Below are 20,354 nucleotides of genomic sequence, written 5' to 3'. Positions count from 1 at the left end.
ATGGCGATGGACAAGATCAAGCACTTCCTTCACCGCCCGATCGAGCAGTACGGCGCGCTTCGACTCGGGATCATCACCGTCGTCGCCATCGTCGTGACGCTGGCTACCGCACTGGGTCTTTCGTCGATCGGGATCGGCAAGACCAGTTATCAAGCGGAGTTCGCCCAAGCGGCCGGACTGAGCGACGGCGACTTGGTCACCGTCGCGGGCATTCATATCGGGGCGGTGGAAGGTGTTGCGCTCCACGGCGACCGCGTTCTGGTGACGATGAAACTTCAGGACGACGTGCACATCGGCGACCAGACACAGGCCTCGATCAAAATGACCACGCTCCTCGGCTCCCGTTATGTCGAGCTGCGGCCAGCCGGCGCTAAGGACCTTCCGAATCGGCGGATCCCGTTGTCCAACACCGTCGTTCCCTACGATCTGCAGCAGACGCTGCAGGACGCCACTACGACGTTCGAAGCGGTCGACGCCGAGAAGATCGCCCAATCCCTGACCACGTTGGCCGACCAGGTGAAGGGCACCCCCGAAATCCTGCCCGAGGCCCTGCGCAACGTCGAACGCCTCGCGTCCGTCATCTCGGGACGCCGCGACCAGGTCGGTGCGCTGCTGACGAGCAGCGAACAGATCACCGGCCTACTCGGCAGACAGCAGCAGAGCCTGGGCGTCCTTGTCAGACAGGGGCACGAGGTGGTGGGCGATCTGGCGGCGCGCCGCCAACTCATCGTCCGGCTCATCGACGCCACCACCAAACTGGTCAACCAACTGCAGCCGATCCTGGTCGGGGATCGGCATCAGATCGACGAGCTACTGGCCAACCTCAACGGAATGTTGCAATCGTTGGGAAAGAACGACGCGCTGTTCCGCAGCATGCTGCAGATGACTCCGGTGCCGTTGCGGAACTTCGCCAATGCGACCGGCAGCGGCAACGAGTTCGACTTCACCTCATCGGGAGGCGAATTGCTGGACTCGTGGATGTGCGCGATCAGCGGACGGGCCGAGCAGTTCAACCTGCCCACCTACTTCCAGGACTGCAAATGAGCCGTATCGATCGCATCGTCAAGTCGGTGGCGCTCATCGTCCTCGCGGTGGTCGCCGCAGGCTGCTCCAGCTCCCCGCTGGCGGGTCTGACCGCTCCGGGAATGACGCTTACCGCTCAATTCGACAACGCCAACGGGCTTTACGAAGGAAACTCGGTGGCGATCCTGGGCATGCCGGTGGGAAAGGTCACCAAGATCGATCCCAAAGGTGCCTACGTCGAAGTCACGATGCACGTCGATGGAGGGGTCAAAATCCCGGCCGACGCCCAGGCGGTGACGGTGTCCACGTCGATCCTGACCGATCGGCACATCGAATTCACCCCCGTGTACAAGGGCGGACCGACACTGTCCGACCACGACACTCTGAGTCTTCGGCGAACCAAGACGCCCGTTGAGTTCGACCGGGTGCTGGCGATGGCCGACCGGTTGGCCGTGCAGCTGCAAGGCGACGGGCACGGACAAGGACCGATCGCGGATCTGCTCAACGTGGGTGCGGCGATGACGAACGGCAAGGGTGTCGACATCAAGAACTCGCTCGGCAAGTTGTCCGAGGCGTTGAAGCTGAGTGCGGATCGAGGGGCGCCGACCAAGGACGCCATCACCACCATCGTCACCAGCCTGGACAACCTGAGCGCTGCCGCGGTCGCAAATGACCAGACCATCCGCGAATTCGGTACCTCCATCAGACAACTCAGCGCGGTGCTGGCTGACGAGCAGTTGGGCAGCGGGTCCACCGGTGCGCGGATCAACACGATATTGACCCAGACCGCGGACCTACTCGAAAAGAACCGCGACACACTGCATTCAACGGTCTCCAACACTCAAACGGTGACGAAGGCGATGTCGGACTACCGCCGAGAGCTTTCCGAGACGCTCGACTTGCTGCCGATGTTGCTGGACAACGTCTACAACATGGTCGACCAGGGCAAGGGGGCCATCCGCGCTCATCCCACACTCGACAAGATCATGCTCAACGGCCAACTCACGAAGGAAATGTGCAACCTGTTGGGAATGCGACAGCTGGGCTGCGCCACCGGGACGATTCAGGACTTCGGTCCCGACTTCGGCCTGACGAGCATGCTCGAGGGCCTGGCGGGACTACCCAAATGAGTACACCAGTCTTCTCCGCGGGGATCCGTACGAAGCTCGCGGCCTTCGCGGCGATATCGGTGATAGGTACTGCCACAGCATGTTCAGCTGGCCTCGAGAGCCTGCCGCTTCCGGCTCCGACCGCGGGTTCGGACACCTATTCCCTGACCGCAACCTTTGCGAATGCGCTCAATTTGCCTGCCAAGGCCAAGGTGCGGTTGGCCGGCGCCGATGTGGGCGAGGTCGACTCCATGACGGCGCGGAACTACACCGCCGTGGTCACCATGAAGATCAGATCCGATGTCGAGATTCCCGTTGGGACAACGGTGGAACTGCGCTCGGCCACTCCGTTGGGCGATGTGTTCGTGGCGCTCAAGGCGCCGCCCCGGGTCGCGGGGGCGCCGATGCTCCGCTCCGGAGACTCGATTCCGCTGGAGGGCACGAAGTCGGCCGCGACCATCGAAGAAGTGCTGTCGACGTCGTCGCTCCTGGTCAACGGGGGCGCCGTGCGCAATCTGACGAAGATCGTCAACGGGCTCGGTGCGGCGTTGGGGGGGAAGGGCGAAAGCCTCGGCCAGTTGCTCGATGAGTCAAGGGTCCTGCTCGACAACCTCGCGGCCCGATCCGAGGCGATCAAGGGCGCGCTGAGTCAGACGAGTGATCTTGCCGCGACGCTATCTGCTCGGCAGCAGACCATCGATGACGCGCTCAATGCCTCCAACCCCGCGTTGAGTACCATCTCCGACAACACCGGCCGAATCGTCGATCTCGTCGCGCAGGTGAATCGAATCACGTTGCAACTGGCCAAGTTCCCATCGATTCGCGGCGAGAAATCGCGCAGCATGATGGCCGACCTCAATCGACTGTCGAGTGAACTCAACGATGCGGCGACTGCGCCTGGCGAATCGGTGGCAGCGATCAACCGCATATTCGGGCCAGTCGTCAAACTCACGAACGCGACATCGGCTCACGTCGACATCGACCTGCAGGACGTTGCGGTCGGCGCCTTTGCCGATCCGCACCATCCCATCGACCCCGGCAGCCGCGGACCGGATCGCAGCGATGTCCGCAACTTCATCGGCAGCATCAGCTATGAACTCATGAGGCTGCGCGACAAGGTGTGGGGGCCACCGACCCCGCCGCCGGGCACGGTGCCCCCGCCGGACGCCGCGTTGCCTGGCCCGGCGCCGGTGCCGAATACGTTGCCTGGCCCGCCGGTGTTCCCGCCGCCACTCGAAGGCAGCAGCGACGTACCGCCCCCAGCGTCAGGCGGAACGCCATGAGCAATCCGGTCGTCGAGCGGGTGGCCCGCTGGATCATCACCGCCGTGCGCGCGGTTCGCGTCAGGCGGCTGTGGGTGTCCGCGGGCGCACTCGCGGCGACGCTGGTGTTCGGTGTCGCCTACCTGGTGTTCGGCACGCTACGCGTAAACCCCGCCGACACACCGAAACTCGTCCGCGTCCATCTTGCGGAATCCGGTGGGTTGCTGCCCGGACAGGACGTCACGCTACGTGGCGTGCCCGTCGGGAAGGTGCGCTCCATCGACCTCACACCCGACGGCGTCGTCGCCGTCGCGGCAGTGGACTCCGACGTCGACATTCCGGCGAGCAGTGACATCAACGTATCGGGATTGTCCCCAGCGGGAGAGCAGTACCTCAACTTCGAGTCGACCAGCGAAGCGGGGCCCTACCTCGCCAGCGGAGCCGAAATCGCAAGGGAGCGAACAAAAACGCCGGTCACGCTGGCCTCCCTGCTCGGCGACACGGACGGCACGCTGGCCCAAATCGACCCCGCACAGCTGAATACGATCATCACCGAGCTCGGTGTCGGACCGGAGGGCCCCAAGAAGCTTCAAGCGCTGCTCGATGGCGGCACCTTCCTGGCGTCGACGTTGGACTCGGTGCTGCCTCAGACTGTTCGCTTACTGCACAACAGCAAGGTGGTGCTCGCGACCCTCAGCGATGTCAGCCCCGGGCTGCAAGCGACCTCGAAGAACCTCACCAAGGTGCTCGGCGGGGTCGAGCGGATGGACCGCGGGTATCGCACGCTGTTGGATCGCGGGCCAGCGACATTTCACGGTATCGACAACCTGTTCGCAGACAACTCGCCGACGATGGTGCAGCTGCTCGGCAATTTGACCACTGTTTCCCAACTCTCCTACATGCGCGTGCCGGCCTTGGAGGAGTTCTTCTTCCCGGTAAATCGAGAGGGGTCCGCCCTCGAGGCGCTCGGCAGCACGTTCCACGACGGCGGCGTGTGGGGCGCCGTCAGCCTCTATCAGCGGTACTCGTGTGACTACGACCTGCCTCACGCGCCACCTTCGGTGGCCGACTTTCCCGAGCCCTATCTGTACACGTACTGCCCGAATCCGGATCCCAGTGTGCTGGTGCGTGGCGCCCGAAATGCCCCACGTCCGCCGGGTGACGACACCGCCGGGCCACCTCCTGGCGCCAACCCATTGCAGCGAGCGGATCCAACCCCGAAGGGTCCGTTGACGATTCCCACTCCCTACGCGGGGCCGGACTTTCCCATGCCGCCGCCGCCGAGCGGACCTTGACCGAGGAGAATGAAGGAGTATCAGCATGACGAGTAATGGCCAAGCCATATCGGCGCCCACCGATTCGGATGAATCCCCAGCGGACGACGGCCAACCCGACACGCCCGACGAACGGATCGACGCCGAGTCCGACGCGGAGTCCGATTCGGAGGACACTGCCGAGCCCGAAACGGATGGGGCAGAAGACACTCCGCCTGCGCGCCGACGGTGGACGCGGTGGGTCGCCCGTGGCGCGGTGGTCGCAGTGGTGATCGGTTCGCTGGCCGCGGCAGGCGTGCTGGGCTGGAAGCTGAATTCGGAGCGCGCGGTCGCCGAGGCGGGTCAACAGGCGCTCGCGGCCGCCCAGCAATACGCGGTGATCCTAACCACGGTGGATGCGAACAAGCTCGACGAAAACTTCACGGCCGTACTGGACGGTGCGACAGGCGAATTCAAGGACATGTACAGCCAGTCCAGCGGCGACCTCAGGCAGCTGTTGATCGACAACAAGGCCAATAGTCAGGGCAAGGTGGTCGGGGCGGGTATCAAGTCGGCCACCAAGGACAAGGTGGAAGTCATGCTGTTCGTCGACCAGGCCGTCACGAACCAGCTCAACCCCCAGCCGCGGATGGATCGCAGTCGCCTCGTGATGACGATGGAACGCGTCAACGGTCGGTGGCTGGCCAGCAAGGTAGACCTTCCTTAACCGGAATTGACGTGAGGTTGCACATGTTCGCTCGAATCGCGATGGCGTCCTGCTTCGCGGCGGTCTTGGTATTCGGCTCGGTGAGCATCGCCGCTGCCGATTCGGTGTCCAACGGCGTGATTTACACCGTGGTACCGGACGAGCTTGCCGGTGGCAGCCCCAACGGGCTGGGCGACTGGTCGGTGAAATACCAGAAGATCGCGGGCGGCGACCCTGCGATCACCGACCAGATCAACCAAATCCTCGATGACGAGGCAAACGGTCAGGTCTGGTTGAACGCTGCAAGTTCGAGCAGGACGGAGCGGTGGACGTTTCACACCACAGGCACGCTGGACTTTCGGCCACTGACGATTTCGGAGCTCTTCTCCGGGCAGTACAACGCCCCAGACCTGCCCAACATGCCGTTCGACACCGTCGGAACCCGCGTCTTCGATGCCCGAAGTGGCGTTCAAATTGTATGGGACAACTTGTTTGTCGATAAGCGCGCCGGCCTCGCCCGGCTGTCGGATTTGACGAAGGTGATCCTGCCTGCAACGTATCCGAACCCGCCGCTGGGCGGATGGGCCGAGTACGGCCCGTCGATGGCGCCCCTCGAGATCAACTTCAAGTTCTGGATTCCGACCGCGCGCGGTATCGAACTGCACTTCGGAGATTACCAATTCGGGCGTGGCTTGCGGCAGATCACCATCCCGTGGAAGCAGGTCACCGACCTGATTGCGCCCGAGTTCGTGGCGATCACGCAGTGAGTTCCGGTGGCGCTCAGTCGATCACGTCGTCAGGGCCACCAGGGTTGCACACCGAGGTGACCATCACGGTGCTGGTGACGATCGGCCGCCACGGTTCGAGCTTCCAGCTGCCGATCTTGCCGGGGTTCGTCAACGACGACATCTGCCAATAGCAGAGGAATTGATTGAGCATGGACTGCGTGTTGGCGTCCGGGGCGTTCGCGAGCAGTTCGTTCCACGCGTCATAGCTTTGCGCCCCATTGGTGAGCACGCCCGAGTACAACCAGCCCAGATACGTCGGGAAGATCCGCAGCGTGGATCTGTCGCCGTTGCGTACCCATTCGACGTGATCGATGTACTGCCAGGCGCCGGGCGGACGCGGGGGAGGGTCACCGTGGGCCGGCGTGGCCACGAGCATCGATGCCGCCAAGGTAATCGTCGCGGCCAGTGCGCGTTTCGCCTTCATTCGGTGACCGCGATCGCCTGCAGCGGACACTCGGCTGCGCCCCGGCGAGCCGCATCCTCCATGTCGGCCTCGACGGTGACGTCGTCGATCGTGCTGTAACCGTCATCGTCGACGTCATAGACCTCGGGCGCCACGGCGAAGCACCGGCCATGACCCTCACACCGCTCGTGGTCCACTGTTACCCGCATCGCTGAACTACCTGACCGGCCACTGAAGGGCCTTGTGCTGCAGGAATTCCGAGAGTCCGAACTCGCCGAACTCACGGCCGATGCCGCTGCTCTTGTACCCACCGAACGCAGCACTGGGATTCAGCCCACCGCCACCCCCGTTGATCACGACCATGCCGGTTCGCAACTGGCGTGCCACCGTCGCCGCTCGCACCGGGTCGGCCGACCAGACCCCGCCCGACAGGCCGTACTCGCTGTCATTGGCGATGCGGACGGCTTCGTCGTCGTCGGCGAACGGGATCACCACGCCCACCGGTCCGAAGAACTCGGTGCGCGCGATCTTCATCGAGTTGTCCACTCCGACGAACAGCGTCGGCTCAAGGAAGAAGCCCTTGTCGAGATGTGCAGGGCGGCCACCCCCGAACGCGAGCTGTGCGCCTTCGCCAACACCGACCGCAATCAAGGCCTCGACGCGCTGCCGCTGAACTTCCCGGATCAGCGGGCCGACGAGGCTGGCCGGATCAGCGGGATCCCCGACGGTGATGAAGTTAAGCGCACCGGTGATCCGGCCGACCAGCTCATCGTGCAACGACTCGTGCACCAGGATCCGCGTGAGCAGCGCGCATCCCTGACCGGCGTGGGTGATGAATCCGCCGAGCACGCTCTCCAAGACGTTGTCGAGGTCGGTGTCGTCGAGGATGATGTTGGCCGACTTGCCGCCCAGCTCCAACACCACCTTCTTCAGGGTTTCCGCGCCCTGCGCATATACCTTGCGCCCCACCGTGTCTGATCCGGTGAAGCTGATGATGTCCACTCCGGGATGTCGGGTCAACGCCTCGCCGGCGGCCACGTCGCCGGTCACGATGTTGAGCACGCCCGGCGGCAATCCCGCGGCCTCGGCGATCTCCCCGAGCACGAGCGCCTCCAACGGTGTGTACGGCGAGCACTTCAGAATGGCGGTACAACCCGCCGCCAGCGCCGGACCGACCTTGGCCAGGTTCAACAGGAACGGGAAGTTGAATGCGGTGATCAGCGCGGCGACACCGTACGGCTCGCGCACCATCACACCCTGTCCGATGCCGTGACCGACGATCGGGCGCACCGGCTCTTCGAAGGCGAAACTCGGCATCACCCGGTGAATCAGGTCGTTGAAATGGTCGATGGGCGTGCCGACTTGGAGAAACTCGGCCAGCATCCGGGTCGAACCCGCTTCGGCGATGTTCAGCTCGACGAGTTCGGCTCGCCGACGGTCCAGCTCCGCGGCCATCGCGCCGAGGATGGCGGCGCGTTCCAACGGTTGCATGCGCGGCCATGGCCCGGTGTCGAACGCCCGACGCGCAGCGCTCACGGCGAGGTCGATGTCGGCCGGTGTTGCTTGCGGGACCGTCGCGATGAGCTCCTCGGTCGCCGGATTGACGACGTCCAGAAGCTCGTCGCTGCTGCCGTTGACCCAGTTGCCGTCGATGTACAGCCGGTGGGTCGCTGCGTGCGCCATTGGTGCGTCACTTTCTACCGTGGGGAATAGAGGACTATTATTTAGGTAATGGATGTGTCAACGCAAGAGCCCATCCGTTGATACGATATGGACTCTTTGCCGATGACCCTGGCGCCACTCGTTGCCAAGCACTTGCCGGTCCGGAGAGAGTGCAAGGAGTGAGATGACCGATCCGAGGCCAAACGGCGGTTCGTCGCGGTTGGTGCGCGCGCCCAAGACCGCCGAGCTGATCGCCGACCAGTTGCGCAGCCAGATCGTTCGGGGTGTGCTCAAGCAGGGTGACGCGCTGCCGACCGAGGTGGAGTTGGTGCGCCAGTTCGGGGTGTCACGGCCCACGCTGCGCGAGGCCTTTCGCATCCTGGAAAGCGAATCACTGATCGTGGTCCGGCGTGGCTCGCGAGGTGGGGTGCTGGTGTCCTCGCCGCAGACGTCGGTCGCTGCGCGCGATTTCGGGCTGCTGCTGCAGATGTCCGGCGCGACATTGTCCGATGTGTACGAGGCCCGCAAGGTTCTGGAACCCGCCGCCGTGCGTATGCTCGCCGCGCGACGAACCCCCGTCGACATCATCGAGCTGAACGCCGCAGCGGGCGCGTTGGCGGTGCTGGTCAATGAGGGCACCGAAAGCGCAGACTTCGGCGAATGGTCGGCGGGAGCGTTCCGGTTCCACGACATGATCATGGAGCGCTCGGGCAACACCACCATGGCGCTCATCGGAGCGGTGCTGCGCGAAGTCACCACCCGCCACATGTCGCGTGCGGTCATGACCTCCACCGACCGCGGCGAGATCGAAAGCCAGTTCAAGAAGACCATTCGTGCCTTCACGAAGTTGACCTCCTTGCTCGACGCCGGCGATGGCGCGGCGGCCGACGAATTCTGGCGCGGGCACATGGAGCGCGCCGGAAAGGGCATGTTGTGGGGCGATTTGGCGACCGAAAGCGTGATCGACCTGTTCGTGTAGGAGCGCATCGCTCAGCCCAGCGTGCCCCTGTCACGGTGCTCGGATATCTCCTCCCAGGAGTACCCGCACTCGACGAGTAGCTCCTCGGTGTGTTGGCCGATTTCGGGGGCTGGTCCCCGCGGAATCGCTGGGGCGCCATCGAATTGGTACGGAGGCGAGACCAACTGAAATGGTTTGCCGTCGGTGCCGACCACCTCGGGGAGGTACCCGTTCTCGGCTACCTGCACGCTGTTGCGGATCTCGTCGAACGTGGCCGCCGCCGACCACACCCCGGAGAATCCCGCCAATGCACTCTGCCATTCGGACAACGTGCGGGAGCCGAACGCGGCCTCCAGCTCGGCGATGCACTGCGCGCGGTTGACGTATCGGGCGCCGGCACCTGCGAATCGCTCGTCGTGGGCCAGCTCGCCGCGGTCGATCAGTTGGCACAACTCGGGCCAGAACCGATCGGACTGCAGGCAAACGAGATTCAGCCAGCGGTCGTCTTTCGTGCGGTAGCTGTTGACGATCGGATTGGCGGCATCGAGGCGGTCCTGGCGCGGGAGCTCGCCGGAACTGGTCGCAGAGGCCGCCAGATCGGGGCTCATGGTCCACATGCCGGTGTTGAGCAGCGAGACGTCGACGACCGCGCCATCGCCTGTTCGTTCGCGGCGCAACAACGCCATCGCCACCGCGCCCGCGATCGCGCTGGACCCCTGGAGGTCGTAGAACGCGGCCGGCTGGGCGACCGGAGCGGCCGACCCCGGTGCGGTGAGCTTGTACTGGGTGCCCGCCGCGGACCACGCCGCCGCGGCGTCGAAGCCGCCGTCGCCTGCCATCGGTCCCTTGCTTCCCCAGCCGGAGCCACGCACGTAGACGAGTTTGGGGTTGACGCTGCGCATGTCGTCGACGTCAATGCCGAGTTTGGCGCGAACCTTGGGCAGATAGCTGGTGAGGAAGACGTCGGCCTCGCTGGTCAGGCGGCGCAGAATGCCCACCCCGTCCGAGGTTGCGAGGTCGAGCGTGATGCTGCGCTTACCCCGGTTGGGTACCTGCAGGAAGGGGTTGGCGGCCGAGTCGTCGGCGTTGAGCGCGTTGCGCAGGCCCCGCTGCGGGTCGCCGGTTGGCGGCTCCACCTTCACCACGTCGGCGCCAAGGTCAGCCAGGATCGCGCCCGCGCCAGGTACGAAAGTCCATGCGGCCACCTCGATGACGCGGATTCCGTCGAACGGCAGATTCATCAGTCCTCCGGTTGGTCGGCTCGCAGCGCGTTGAACATCGCGGCGAAATGTTTGGGACGCCAGACGTCTTGGTCTTCGCCCCACCCGATTTCGCCGTCGAACTCCCATCGCATGAGCGCGGTGCTGCCCGCGTCGTGTTCGCAGATGTGGCTCACGGTGAACCCCTCGGCGTCCATGCTGCGGCCGGCCACGTCGGTGAGGCGGGCCTCCATGTGCGCACTCCACCCGGTGTTCGGGTCGCGGAAGTTCTTCATCGCGCTTGCCGAGCGGTCCAACCGCTCGAACCGGCCGTCTTTGAGCAGCCAGCCGTGGTTGAGCGGTGACCATCCGCTGGCATCGCCGTCCTGCGGACGGGCAAATGCCAAGAAGCCGGTGGTGGGTCCGGAATGGCCGAAGATGTACTGAATTCGACCTCGGCCGCGCTCGCGCTCGACCTCGCGCCAACGCGGACCGCCGGGCTTGCGCACCCGGTCCTTGTCGCTGGATGCGCTCGGTTTCGGGCCGGTCTTGGGCTTGGGAGGTCCGCCGCGGGGTCCCCATGTGCGGTCGCGGATCGAGTAACAGTCCAGTGGGATGCGTTCGCCGCGCAGGACCAGTTCGCCGGTGATGTGCCCTAGCTGGTCGAGGTGCGGGGTGAACATGATCGGCGGCTCGCCAGGGGTGTAACGGCGTGGGGGATGTACGGCGCGATATTCGAACCCGACGGCGAAATCTGCGTCGCGGTCGGCGTAGCTGATTTCATAGTTCATCAGTGGATCCAGCATCTTCACCCCGAAGCCGCCGCCGGGAAAAGTGATGTCGCGCAGGTCATTGTCCGTCGACGCCAGTGGTGTCTCTGGCGAGATCCGGTAGTAGGCGAGCTCATCGGGCCGAGCGCCGCTGGGATCCCAGACGTACACCCGCCACGTCACGGTCCCGCGGGTGGTGTGACACGTGGCGTGCAACCAGCCGCCGATCTTGCGCTCCGGCACGTTGAACGACCACCACGTCGTCTCTGCCCAGTACGGATCGTCGCGGTCGGGTGGGGTGTGGAACGTGTCGTCGGCGGGGGTGAACGGGGTGTCCGCGGTTATGTCCGCCCGTTGTGCCTGCGCCGGTGTCACCATGACGCCACGGTAGCATAGAGGACACTCATTTATTTAATAGCCGACGGCGTTGCCACCGCGTCGGCGGGGCAGTTCTTGGCGTACAGCCCGTCGGGGTCGTAGACGACGGTGTCCTGGTACGGCCACGGGCACGCGACCGATGTCGGGGTTCCGGAGAGCCGCACCAACGCAAAGGCGCCGGTGTACAAGGCGGTGGCAAGCGTGATCACGACGAAGGACAGGATGAACTCACGTAGCAGCGGCCGGTGCGGTAGCCGACGCCACCGATGCGCGATCGTGTGGCCCGCGTCGTCTTCGTAGACCGTCAGCGCGGCGATGCCGAACATGACGAAACACAAGAACGGTTCCCAGAAGATGTTGGACTGCCACGTCGTGCCTGGCCGAAACGCCGCCACCGCAATCTGTGAATACGTGATGATCTCGAATCGGGTGGCGATGTAGGCCTGGATGGCATCGAAAATCGCCGCCCAGACTCCCACCACCAGAAACAGGGTCAGCAGGGGTCTGCGCTCGATGAGCGCCCCTGGCCGTGCGCGGCGAGTGAGCAAGCGGTGCAACAGAAGTCCCGGGACCACTGCACTGACAAAGAACATCGCGTAGCCCGGCAGCGTCGCAAGGGGCTGCACGGTCGGGACGATGTCGTAGAGCGGCCAGGTCTCGGGCACGTGCAGAAGCCGCGGGTCGTAGGCGGTGAAGGCGGCCCAGCTGATCAGCGGATCCCACAGCGGGGATATCAGTGTGCCGACGATCAACATGACCAGAACGGGCTGAACACGCCGCTGGCGCCATGACCTCCACCCGTACCAGCCGTACATTGCCAAAGCCTGTGCCAACACTGCAATCTCGGCGACCAGCGGCCAGTGCTCGAAGCCCAGGAACGGCGGGTTGGCATACACCCCGCTGCCGACCTGATAGCCAGGACGGGGCGGTGACACCCCGATCCGCTCGCCCGGCCCCCTCGTCATGCAGGCCAGCAGTGCGACGGTCAGTACCAGCCACAGCAGACCGAGCGCGAGCGCCAACCACCTGCGGGTACTCGGGGTGAGCCGCTGTTCGGTGCTGCTGCCCGGAGCAGGTCTCACGAAATCAGGATCGGGGACTGCCTGCTTCACCACTTGCTCAACGTATCAAATTAAGGACACTGAACCCAAGGATTGAACATACTGCCCGAAGTTTCACCCCTAAGGCCCTCGTCGTCGGTGACGCCCCGCCCCATTTTCGGTGCCCCACCGTGCGAGTAAGTCGGCGGCCACCATCGCCACGGGGTCGGCAGCCGGGTCCTGCGCTGGCTCGGCCGTCGAAAACCGCGGCGCGGCGGCTGGATACAACGCGCCGTTGGATTGCATCAGTCCGGCACGGGCGGAGATGTGTGGATGTTGCGCGGCTTCTTCGAAGGTGAGTACCGGCGCCACGCAGGCGTCGGTACCGGCAAACAGCGTGGCCCACTCGTCACGGGTGCGTTGCAGGAAACGTTCTGACAACAGGGCGCGGAGTTGCGGCCACTGTGTGCGGTCATTCTGGTCGGGGGCGTCGTCGAGGTCCAGAATGCGCATCAGTTCGGCGAAGAATTGCGGTTCGATCGCCCCGACCGCCATCCACCGATCGTCGGCGGTGCGGTAGACGTCGTAGTACGGGGCACCGGTGTCCAAGATGTTGGTGCCGCGTTCGTCGGACCATTGGCCTTCATTGCGCAAGCCGAAGATGAACGACGCGAGCGACAGCGTGCCGTCGACGATCGCGGCATCGACCACCGCTCCTACGCCGCTGCGTTCACGCTGCCACAGCGCGGCGAGTATCCCGGTCAGAAGGAACATGGTGCCTGCGCCGAAGTCCCCCAACAGATTCAGCGGTGGTTGGGGCGGCGCACCCGCCCGGCCGATCGCGTGCAGCACGCCAGTGATGGCGATGTAGTCGATGTCGTGGCCCGCGGTGCTGCTCAACGGACCGTCCTGGCCCCATCCGGTCATGCGGCCGTAGATCAGCCCCGGATTGCGCTGCATGCACGGCTCGGGGCCCACTCCGAGTCGTTCGGCGACGCCGGGCCGATACGGGTCGATCAAAACGTCGGCCCGCTCGGCCAGCGCGAGCACGGTCTCGACGCCGCCGGTGCTCTTCAGATCGGTGACGACATGTCGGCGGCCACGCCCGACGACCGAGTCCGCTCGGCGAGCGGCTTCTCCGGGCCGGATGAGCAGCACGACCTCGGCCCCCAGCTGGGACAACAGCATGCCTGCGTAGCGGCTCGGCCCAATGCCGGACAGTTCGAGCACGCGAATCCCGTGCAGCGGCAACGGCATCGGGCTATTTCCCGTCGGTGCCGCGCTCGGTGTCGAACAGTGACTCCTGGGCGAGGCTGGCTACCAACGTCCCGGCCTGGTCGTAGAGCTGGCCGGTGTAGACGCCGCGGCCGCCGCCGGTCGCCAGCGGTATCAGATCGGCCAGCAGCCAGTCGTTGGGTCGCCCGGCCCGATGCAGCCACACCGCGTGGTCAAGGCTGGGGAGCAACCCGGCGAGTTCGACCTGAGGTGCCCGCGAGAGCCCGGTGCACAGATCGGACAGGAACACCACACCGCAGGCCTGCACGTTCGGGTCGTCGTCAAGTGGTTCGCGAATCCGGAGCCACAGCCGTGCCGGCCAGCGGTACCACGGCTCGGAGTCCTCGGGGATACGCGCCTCGAGGTCGAAGGTGCGCGCGGTGTTGAGCTCGTAGGTCTGCAGCTCGGCAGGCGACTGCACCGCGGGCATCGTCACGGCCTGGAACGGGTCGCCTTCCTTGGCGCGGGTGAAGGAACACGACATGGAAAGGATGATGGCCTCGCCCTGGGTTGCCGTTACCCGGCGGGCCGAGTAGCGGCCGCCGTCGCGGTCGCGTTCGACGTGCAGCGCGATCGGCTTGCTCGCGTCGCCGGCTTGAAGGAAGTAGCCGTGGATCGAATGGGCCACGCGGCCGTCGTCGACGGTGAGGCTGGCGGCCCGCAGCGCCTGTGCTGCGACCTGTCCGCCGTAGAGCCGACGGCGGCCCGAATCGCTGACCGCAGGCGCCAGGAAACGGTTGCGGGACAGCGAGACAAGGGTCAGTGCCTCGGCGACGGTGGTCGGCGCCTGATGTTCCTCGACCGCGGTGTCGTCGAGCGCGCTCACAGCAGCTCCAGGATCGTAGCGTTGGCGAGTCCGCCGCCCTCGCACATCGTCTGGAGCCCGTAGCGGATGTCGTCGCGACGCATCCGGTGGAGCATCGTCGTCATCAGACGTGCGCCCGATGCGCCGAGTGGATGGCCCAACGCGATGGCGCCGCCGTCCGGGTTGGTCAACATCGAGCTGGCGCCGGTTTCCTTGAGCCAGGCCAGCACCACGGACGCGAATGCTTCGTTCACTTCGAAGGTTCCGATGTCCGCCAGTGAAAGGCCGCTCTTCTCAAGTGCTTTCGCGGTCGCCGGGATCGGACCGGTGAGCATCGCCACCGGATCGTCGCCTACCACGACGGCGGTGTGGATCCGCGCCAACGGCGTCAGACCCAACGAAGCCGCGCGTTCTGACGTGGTGATCAGCAGCGCCGCCGAACCGTCACTGATTTGAGACGACGTGCCCGCGGTGATCGATCCGTCGGCGCTGAACGCCGGTTTCAAGGTCGCCAGCGTTTCGGCTGAGGTACCGCGCCGAACGCCGCCGTCGGTGTCGACCACCGTGCCGTCCGGCAGGCGGACCGGCACGATCTCGTCGGCGAACGCGCCCGCGTCGATGGCCGCAGCAGCGCGCCGGTGGGACTCTACGGCCAACTCGTCGAGCTGGCCGCGGTCCAATGACCAACGCTGCGCAATGAGTTCGGCGCCAACGCCCTGGTTGAACTGCTTGACCCCGTACCGTTCGCGCACGACGTCGGTCATTGGTTCGCCGACGTCTACCCCTCGTGACGCGCCCATCGGGACCCGGCTCATCAACTCGACACCACCGGCGACCGCGAGGTCGTACTGGCCCGCAATGACGCCGGCCGCAGCGAAGTGCACCGCCTGTTGTGACGATCCGCACTGCCGATCCACCGTGGTGGCCGGAACGGATTCTGGCCATCCGGCCGCGAGCACGCCGCTCCGCCCGATGTTGCCGGTCTGTTCGCCGACCTGTCCCACGCACCCCCACACGACGTCGTCGACGAGGCCGGGGTCGATTCCGGTGCGGGTAGCCAGTGCATCGAGGACCTTGCCGGACAGCACCGCCGGGTGCACGCCTGCCAACTGGCCGTTGCGCTTGCCGATCGGAGTCCGTACCGCACCGACGATCACTGCGTCACGGGCATGTGAAACCACTTCGGACCCCTTTACATAAAACCGGACACTCTTTTTAATGATTAGATACCAACTCCAGTACCGTAGGCAACTTCACTTGGGGTAGGTGGCCTCAACAGTTAGATGATTGAGAAACGAGGTGACGTGTTGAATCGCGATGTCGTGATCGTCGACGCGGTCCGCAGCCCGGTCGGTAAGCGCAACGGAGCACTGGCCGAAGTGCACCCGGTCGACCTTTCCGCCGACGTGCTGAACGGCTTGCTCGGCCGCACCGGCGTCGACCCCGCGCTCGTTGACGACGTGGTGTGGGGGTGCGTCTCACAGGTCGGTGACCAGTCCAGCAACATCGCGAGGTTCGCCGCGCTGGCGGCCGGTTGGCCGGTGGCGATCCCGGGTACGACGGTCAACCGCGCCTGCGGGTCCAGCCAACAAGCCGTCGACTTCGCCGCCCATGCCGTGGCAAGCGGTGCCTACGACCTCGTGGTGGCCGGTGGTGTGGAGTCCATGAGCAGGCTCCCGTTGGGGGTGACCCGACAGACCGGATTTCCCTATGGCCCTCGCGTGATGGAGCGATTCGGCGACTTCTCGTTCAATCAGGGCTTGAGCGCCGAGGCGGTAGCCGACAAGTGGGGCCTGAGCCGCCGCGACCTCGACGGTTTCGCCTCTTCGTCCCACGAGCGGGCGGCGAAGGCGGTCGACGCGGGTGCGTTCACCGACGAGATCCTGTCGATCACAACGCCTTCCGGCCAATTCAGCGCCGACGAAGGCATCCGGCGGGGGACCAGCATCGACACGCTCGCTGCGCTCAAGCCGTCGTTCCGCGAGGACGGTGTCGTCCATGCGGGCAACTCCTCGCAGATTTCCGACGGTGCGGCCGCACTGCTGCTGACCACCGAGGCCAAGGCTCGCGAACTTGGGCTGACCCCAATGGCGCGCTACCGCGGCGGTGCGGTGGTCGGCGCCGATCCGATCCTGATGTTGACTGCGCCGATCCCGGCGACGGAGCAGGTCTTGCGACGCACCGGGATCGCCTTGGCCGACATCGGCGTCTTCGAGGTCAACGAGGCGTTCGCGTCCGTGCCGCTGGCCTGGATCAAGGAGTTGGGTGCCGACCCCGACAAGGTGAATCCCTTGGGCGGGGCCATCGCGCTGGGTCATCCGCTCGGTGGCTCGGGTGCCATTCTGATGACCCGGATGCTGCATCACATGCGCGCGAACGATCTTCGGTTCGGCCTGCAGACCATGTGCGAGGGCGGCGGCACCGCCAACGCCACCGTCGTCGAGTTGGTGGGATAGCCATGCGCAGAACGCTGTTCGGCGAAGAGCACGCTGCGTTTAGGGACAGTCTGCGGACCTACCTGGCGCGCAAGGTCGTTCCTGCCTACCCGAATTGGTTGGCGCAGGAGCGGGTCCCACGAAGCTTCTTCGCCGAGATCGCCCAGCTAGGAGTTCAGGGGATGGCCTTCGACGCCGCCTATGGCGGCGCGGGCATCCACGACTACCGCTACAACGTGGTGGTGCAGGAGGAGGCCGCCCGCGCGCAGGTGACGCTCGGGACGCTGCGCACCCAGACCGACGTCATTGCACCGTACTTTCTCGAGTACTGCAACGCCGAACAGCGCGACCGGTGGTTTCCCGGCCTGGTGTCGGGTGAGCTACTGACGGCGATCGCCATGACCGAACCCGGTACGGGGTCGGATCTGGCCGGGGTGCGCACGCGTGCGGTCCGCGACGGCGACAGCTACGTCATCAACGGCGCCAAGACCTTTATCACCGGAGGCGGGCTGGCCGACCTGGTCATCGTGCTGGCGCGTACCGGCGACGCCTCCGAGGATCGCCGCGCGGGAATGTCCTTGATTGTCGTGGAAGCGGGGACCCCAGGCTTCGAAAAGGGCAGGCACCTACCGAAACTGGGGCTACAGGTGCAGGACACCGTGGAGCTGTCATTCACCGATGTCCGCGTTCCGGTGGCGAACCGGCTCGGCGAGGAAGACGTGGCGTTCTCCTATCTCGGGCACAACCTGGCTCAGGAGCGATTGGCCATCGCGGTCGGCGCCATGGCGCAGGCCCGCTCCGCCGTCGAGTTGACTGTCGAGTACGTGTCGAATCGGGAGTTGTTCGGCACTACCGTCGCGCACTTCCAGAACACGAAGTTCGAATTGGCCTCGATGAGTGCCGAAGTGGAGGCCGCGCAGACGATGATCGACCGCGCGGTACTCGACCTGGTCGACGGCGAACTCGGGCAGGCCGACGCGGCACGGACGAAGCTGTTCGTCACCGAAATGCAGGGTCGTGTCGTCGACCGCTGCCTGCAGTTGTTCGGCGGGTACGGCTACATCACCGACCTGCCGATCGCGCGGCTCTACGCTGACGCTCGAGTGTCCCGAATCTATGGCGGCACAAGCGAAGTCATGAAGACCATCATTGCCAAGTCGCTCGGCCTACGCTAAGGAGCAGTCATGAGAATCGACGGAATTTCCACGCTGGTAACGGGCGCCGCTTCAGGATTGGGACTAGCCACCGCGACCCGACTGGTCAAACTCGGCGCCTCGGTCGTCATGGTCGACCTGCCATCCTCGGAGGGAGCGCTGCGCGCCGAGGAGCTCGGCAGCGCGGCACGGTTTTCGCCTGCCGACGTCACCGACACAGACGCGGTGAACGAGGCGTTGGATGAGGCCGTCGCGTCCGGCCCGTTGCGGGCGGTTGTGCACTGTGCAGGACGCGGTGGCGACCGGCTCCGCATCCTCGACAAGGAACGGAACCCGGCCGACGTCACGACGTTCACCGAGGTGATCCGGGTGAATCTGATTGGCACGTATAACGTCTTGCGATTGGCCGCGGCTCGAATGGCGGACAACGAACTCCTTGACGGCGACCGGGGCGCCATCGTGATGACGGCCTCGGTCGCAGCGTTCGACGGCCAGATCGGCCAGACCTCCTACACCGCCGCGAAGGCAGGCGTGCACGGGATCACGCTGGTGGCTGCCAGAGACCTTGCGTCCTACCAGATCAGGGTCAACACCATCGCGCCAGGCACGTTCGATACCGCGATGCTTGCCCGACTCCGCGACGACATCCGACAGAGTCTCGCCGAGGCGATACCCCACCCCAAGCGGCTGGGTGACGCGACGGACTACGCGCACCTTGCCGTGAGCCTCGTCGAGAATCCATTCATCAACGGGGAGACCATCCGGCTCGACGGCGCGCTGCGCATGGCGCCTCGCTAACGGTAGGTGCCGGCCGTTCGAAGACCACCATGCAGGCCTGCTATCGGTCGAATACGCACTGGGCGCTGTCGATTTCGAGTTCGGTCCCGTGCGGATGCGGATTGAACCGAGCCAGCCCGAGGGCGGGGCGATCGACTCACGTGTTTGCCAACAACGGCTAATTGAGTATACCGTTGCGCACACCATACAGGCATGTATGGTGTGCTAAACGGAGCGATCGGTAACTGGTCGGCCAGAACGGAACGGCGGTGCGATGACGACGAAGAGTGCTCCGGACGCTTTCTCCGAGGACGTGAGGGAACAGAGTCCTAAGAAAATGATCGGCACCGATTCACCACGCGTTGTTTGGCTTGCCCGGCTCGGTGCGGCCATTCTGGTGCTCGAGCTCTACATCTTCGGGCGGTGGGTCACCTCGGACAGATTCCAGCGGGTCATGCCGGGCCCCGACGACGGAACCAACATGTTGTGGATTCGCTTCTGGGACGTGCTGAGCATCGGCGGGAGCATCGTCTTCGTCGCCTGGATCGTGCGTAAACGACTGCGGGAGCACAAGCTTCCGCCAGTGGCGATAGTAGCGATGGCGTGGATGCTGACCGCCTGGCAGGACCCACTGGTCAATGCCCTTCGCCCGGTCTTCTCCTACAACTCCCACTTCCTCAATTTCGGCAGTTGGGGCGAGTTCATTCCAGGATGGATCGACAACGGTGGTGTGAACCCGCAGCCGATCTTTTGGTGGATCGGCATCTACCTGTTCTTCGTGCCGCTCAACATGATGGGTGTCGATGCATATCTGAACTGGGTACGTCGTCATCTGCCGCGGATCAACCGCGCCGGGCTGATCGCCTTCCTCATGATTCTGATGTTCGCCCAGGACGTTGTCGGCGAGTTGATCACGCTCCTTCAGGGCGTGGATCGCTACCTGTGGGTCGGAGCGAACATCTCGTTGTGGCCGGGCACGAACTATCAGTTCCCGCTGTACGAGGGGCTTGGGTGGGGCTGCGGCATGGTGGGGTTGAGCGCCATGATCTATTACTTCCGCGACTCTCGTGGCCACATGTTCACCGACCGTGGCCTCGATCGACTGAAGATCCGAAGGGGCCGCACGTTCATCCGCGTCCTTGCGTTGGGCGCAGTCTTCAATGCGGCGATGATCGTCTTCAACCTCGGCTACGTCGCGGTCAACCAGCACGCGGACACCACACAGCCGACGGTGCCGAGCTACTTGCAGAACGGGATGTGCGGACTCGGCGATGGACCGCCTTGCGTCAGGGACTGGTCGCCGGTCTTGACCGACACCGGCCGTAGCCGTTAGGCGGCCCGCCGGCGGGTCGCCATG

20 protein-coding genes are annotated in these 20,354 nt (G+C 65.0%); 11 read left to right on the top strand and 9 right to left on the bottom strand.

The annotated features are described in order from the left end of the window. Positions 1-6 precede the first annotated feature (6 nt). Genes SLQ30_RS19715 through SLQ30_RS19690 form a run of 6 tightly spaced genes read left to right on the top strand, consistent with a single transcriptional unit; the run spans position 7 to position 6,120 of the window. A complete protein-coding gene (locus tag SLQ30_RS19715; RefSeq protein ID WP_319447698.1) occupies positions 7-1,044 on the top strand; it encodes an MCE family protein in 1,038 nt (345 codons plus the stop codon). Beyond that, positions 1,041-2,153, top strand: a complete 1,113-nt coding sequence (locus SLQ30_RS19710) for an MCE family protein (protein WP_319447699.1) — start codon at positions 1,041-1,043, stop codon at positions 2,151-2,153. Before SLQ30_RS19715 ends, SLQ30_RS19710 begins: the two co-directional genes overlap by 4 nt. Then, complete coding sequence (locus SLQ30_RS19705; protein WP_319447700.1) at positions 2,150-3,415, top strand: MCE family protein; 1,266 nt, start codon at positions 2,150-2,152, stop codon at positions 3,413-3,415. The genes SLQ30_RS19710 and SLQ30_RS19705 overlap by 4 nt, the downstream gene beginning before the upstream one ends. After that, positions 3,412-4,689 (top strand): MlaD family protein, encoded by a 1,278-nt coding sequence (locus SLQ30_RS19700; protein ID WP_319447701.1) that lies wholly within the window; start codon positions 3,412-3,414, stop codon positions 4,687-4,689. Before SLQ30_RS19705 ends, SLQ30_RS19700 begins: the two co-directional genes overlap by 4 nt. Positions 4,690-4,714: 25 nt before the next feature. Further along, positions 4,715-5,374 carry a DUF3329 domain-containing protein gene (locus SLQ30_RS19695; protein WP_319447702.1) on the top strand — a complete coding sequence of 220 codons (660 nt, stop codon included), beginning with the start codon at positions 4,715-4,717 and terminating at the stop codon, positions 5,372-5,374. A gap of 23 nt (positions 5,375-5,397) precedes the next feature. Continuing rightward, on the top strand, positions 5,398-6,120 hold the full coding sequence (locus SLQ30_RS19690; RefSeq protein WP_319447703.1) for a DUF3298 domain-containing protein: 723 nt from the start codon (positions 5,398-5,400) through the stop codon (positions 6,118-6,120). 13 nt (positions 6,121-6,133) lie between these two features. Here SLQ30_RS19690 and SLQ30_RS19685 read toward each other — a convergent pair whose 3' ends face one another. The 3 genes from SLQ30_RS19685 to SLQ30_RS19675 all read right to left on the bottom strand — a co-directional run bounded on the left by SLQ30_RS19685 (position 6,134) and on the right by SLQ30_RS19675 (position 8,227). Further along, positions 6,134-6,565, bottom strand: coding sequence for a DUF2599 domain-containing protein (locus SLQ30_RS19685; protein ID WP_319447704.1), 432 nt, complete (start codon positions 6,563-6,565; stop codon positions 6,134-6,136). Further along, a complete protein-coding gene (locus tag SLQ30_RS19680) occupies positions 6,562-6,699 on the bottom strand; it encodes a ferredoxin (RefSeq protein ID WP_413468090.1) in 138 nt (45 codons plus the stop codon). Before SLQ30_RS19680 ends, SLQ30_RS19685 begins: the two co-directional genes overlap by 4 nt. Positions 6,700-6,760: 61 nt before the next feature. After that, positions 6,761-8,227 (bottom strand): aldehyde dehydrogenase family protein, encoded by a 1,467-nt coding sequence (locus tag SLQ30_RS19675; protein WP_319447706.1) that lies wholly within the window; start codon positions 8,225-8,227, stop codon positions 6,761-6,763. Between the two features lie 163 nt (positions 8,228-8,390). Here SLQ30_RS19675 and SLQ30_RS19670 point away from each other — a divergent pair, with 163 nt between their 5' ends. Then, positions 8,391-9,185 carry a FadR/GntR family transcriptional regulator gene (locus SLQ30_RS19670; RefSeq protein ID WP_319447707.1) on the top strand — a complete coding sequence of 265 codons (795 nt, stop codon included), beginning with the start codon at positions 8,391-8,393 and terminating at the stop codon, positions 9,183-9,185. A gap of 11 nt (positions 9,186-9,196) precedes the next feature. Here SLQ30_RS19670 and SLQ30_RS19665 read toward each other — a convergent pair whose 3' ends face one another. From SLQ30_RS19665 to SLQ30_RS19640, 6 genes are all read right to left on the bottom strand, one after another. Beyond that, positions 9,197-10,405, bottom strand: a complete 1,209-nt coding sequence (locus tag SLQ30_RS19665; protein ID WP_319447708.1) for a CoA transferase — start codon at positions 10,403-10,405, stop codon at positions 9,197-9,199. Beyond that, positions 10,405-11,511 (bottom strand): hypothetical protein, encoded by a 1,107-nt coding sequence (locus tag SLQ30_RS19660; RefSeq protein ID WP_319447709.1) that lies wholly within the window; start codon positions 11,509-11,511, stop codon positions 10,405-10,407. The genes SLQ30_RS19665 and SLQ30_RS19660 overlap by 1 nt, the downstream gene beginning before the upstream one ends. Before the next feature lie 29 nt (positions 11,512-11,540). Next, complete coding sequence (locus SLQ30_RS19655; protein WP_319447710.1) at positions 11,541-12,593, bottom strand: spirocyclase AveC family protein; 1,053 nt, start codon at positions 12,591-12,593, stop codon at positions 11,541-11,543. Between the two features lie 99 nt (positions 12,594-12,692). Next, positions 12,693-13,808 (bottom strand): CaiB/BaiF CoA-transferase family protein, encoded by a 1,116-nt coding sequence (locus SLQ30_RS19650; RefSeq protein WP_319447711.1) that lies wholly within the window; start codon positions 13,806-13,808, stop codon positions 12,693-12,695. A 4-nt stretch (positions 13,809-13,812) separates the two neighbouring features. Then, a complete protein-coding gene (locus SLQ30_RS19645; protein ID WP_319447712.1) occupies positions 13,813-14,652 on the bottom strand; it encodes an acyl-CoA thioesterase in 840 nt (279 codons plus the stop codon). Continuing rightward, positions 14,649-15,812 (bottom strand): acetyl-CoA C-acyltransferase, encoded by a 1,164-nt coding sequence (locus SLQ30_RS19640; protein ID WP_319447713.1) that lies wholly within the window; start codon positions 15,810-15,812, stop codon positions 14,649-14,651. The genes SLQ30_RS19645 and SLQ30_RS19640 overlap by 4 nt, the downstream gene beginning before the upstream one ends. Before the next feature lie 123 nt (positions 15,813-15,935). Here SLQ30_RS19640 and SLQ30_RS19635 point away from each other — a divergent pair, with 123 nt between their 5' ends. The 4 genes from SLQ30_RS19635 to SLQ30_RS19620 all read left to right on the top strand — a co-directional run bounded on the left by SLQ30_RS19635 (position 15,936) and on the right by SLQ30_RS19620 (position 20,330). Then, positions 15,936-17,087, top strand: a complete 1,152-nt coding sequence (locus SLQ30_RS19635; protein WP_319447714.1) for a thiolase family protein — start codon at positions 15,936-15,938, stop codon at positions 17,085-17,087. Between the two features lie 2 nt (positions 17,088-17,089). Further along, positions 17,090-18,241 (top strand): acyl-CoA dehydrogenase family protein, encoded by a 1,152-nt coding sequence (locus tag SLQ30_RS19630; protein ID WP_319447715.1) that lies wholly within the window; start codon positions 17,090-17,092, stop codon positions 18,239-18,241. Between the two features lie 9 nt (positions 18,242-18,250). Beyond that, positions 18,251-19,018: an SDR family NAD(P)-dependent oxidoreductase gene (locus SLQ30_RS19625; RefSeq protein ID WP_319447716.1), complete on the top strand. Its 768-nt coding sequence runs from the start codon at positions 18,251-18,253 to the stop codon at positions 19,016-19,018. 316 nt (positions 19,019-19,334) lie between these two features. Next, complete coding sequence (locus SLQ30_RS19620) at positions 19,335-20,330, top strand: spirocyclase AveC family protein (protein WP_319447717.1); 996 nt, start codon at positions 19,335-19,337, stop codon at positions 20,328-20,330. Positions 20,331-20,354 lie beyond the last annotated feature (24 nt).

The sequence above is a fragment of the Mycobacterium sp. RTGN4 genome (assembly GCF_033804635.1).
Taxonomy (GTDB): Bacteria; Actinomycetota; Actinomycetes; order Mycobacteriales; family Mycobacteriaceae; genus Mycobacterium.
Note: the sequence above shows the minus strand (reverse complement) of the source record. Positions and strands in the feature narration are given on the sequence as shown.

Excerpts from the sequence above, each read along its gene's own strand:
- SLQ30_RS19715 (WP_319447698.1), top strand. The coding sequence starts at position 7 with ATGGACAAGATCAAGCACTTCCTTCACCGCCCGATCGAGCAGTACGGC.
- SLQ30_RS19710 (WP_319447699.1), top strand. The coding sequence starts at position 1,041 with ATGAGCCGTATCGATCGCATCGTCAAGTCGGTGGCGCTCATCGTCCTC.
- SLQ30_RS19705 (WP_319447700.1), top strand. The coding sequence starts at position 2,150 with ATGAGTACACCAGTCTTCTCCGCGGGGATCCGTACGAAGCTCGCGGCC.
- SLQ30_RS19700 (WP_319447701.1), top strand. The coding sequence starts at position 3,412 with ATGAGCAATCCGGTCGTCGAGCGGGTGGCCCGCTGGATCATCACCGCC.
- SLQ30_RS19695 (WP_319447702.1), top strand. The coding sequence starts at position 4,715 with ATGACGAGTAATGGCCAAGCCATATCGGCGCCCACCGATTCGGATGAA.
- SLQ30_RS19690 (WP_319447703.1), top strand. The coding sequence starts at position 5,398 with ATGTTCGCTCGAATCGCGATGGCGTCCTGCTTCGCGGCGGTCTTGGTA.
- SLQ30_RS19685 (WP_319447704.1), bottom strand. The coding sequence starts at position 6,565 with ATGAAGGCGAAACGCGCACTGGCCGCGACGATTACCTTGGCGGCATCG.
- SLQ30_RS19675 (WP_319447706.1), bottom strand. The coding sequence starts at position 8,227 with ATGGCGCACGCAGCGACCCACCGGCTGTACATCGACGGCAACTGGGTC.
- SLQ30_RS19670 (WP_319447707.1), top strand. The coding sequence starts at position 8,391 with ATGACCGATCCGAGGCCAAACGGCGGTTCGTCGCGGTTGGTGCGCGCG.
- SLQ30_RS19665 (WP_319447708.1), bottom strand. The coding sequence starts at position 10,405 with ATGAATCTGCCGTTCGACGGAATCCGCGTCATCGAGGTGGCCGCATGG.
- SLQ30_RS19660 (WP_319447709.1), bottom strand. The coding sequence starts at position 11,511 with ATGGTGACACCGGCGCAGGCACAACGGGCGGACATAACCGCGGACACC.
- SLQ30_RS19650 (WP_319447711.1), bottom strand. The coding sequence starts at position 13,808 with ATGCCGTTGCCGCTGCACGGGATTCGCGTGCTCGAACTGTCCGGCATT.
- SLQ30_RS19630 (WP_319447715.1), top strand. The coding sequence starts at position 17,090 with ATGCGCAGAACGCTGTTCGGCGAAGAGCACGCTGCGTTTAGGGACAGT.
- SLQ30_RS19625 (WP_319447716.1), top strand. The coding sequence starts at position 18,251 with ATGAGAATCGACGGAATTTCCACGCTGGTAACGGGCGCCGCTTCAGGA.
- SLQ30_RS19620 (WP_319447717.1), top strand. The coding sequence starts at position 19,335 with ATGATCGGCACCGATTCACCACGCGTTGTTTGGCTTGCCCGGCTCGGT.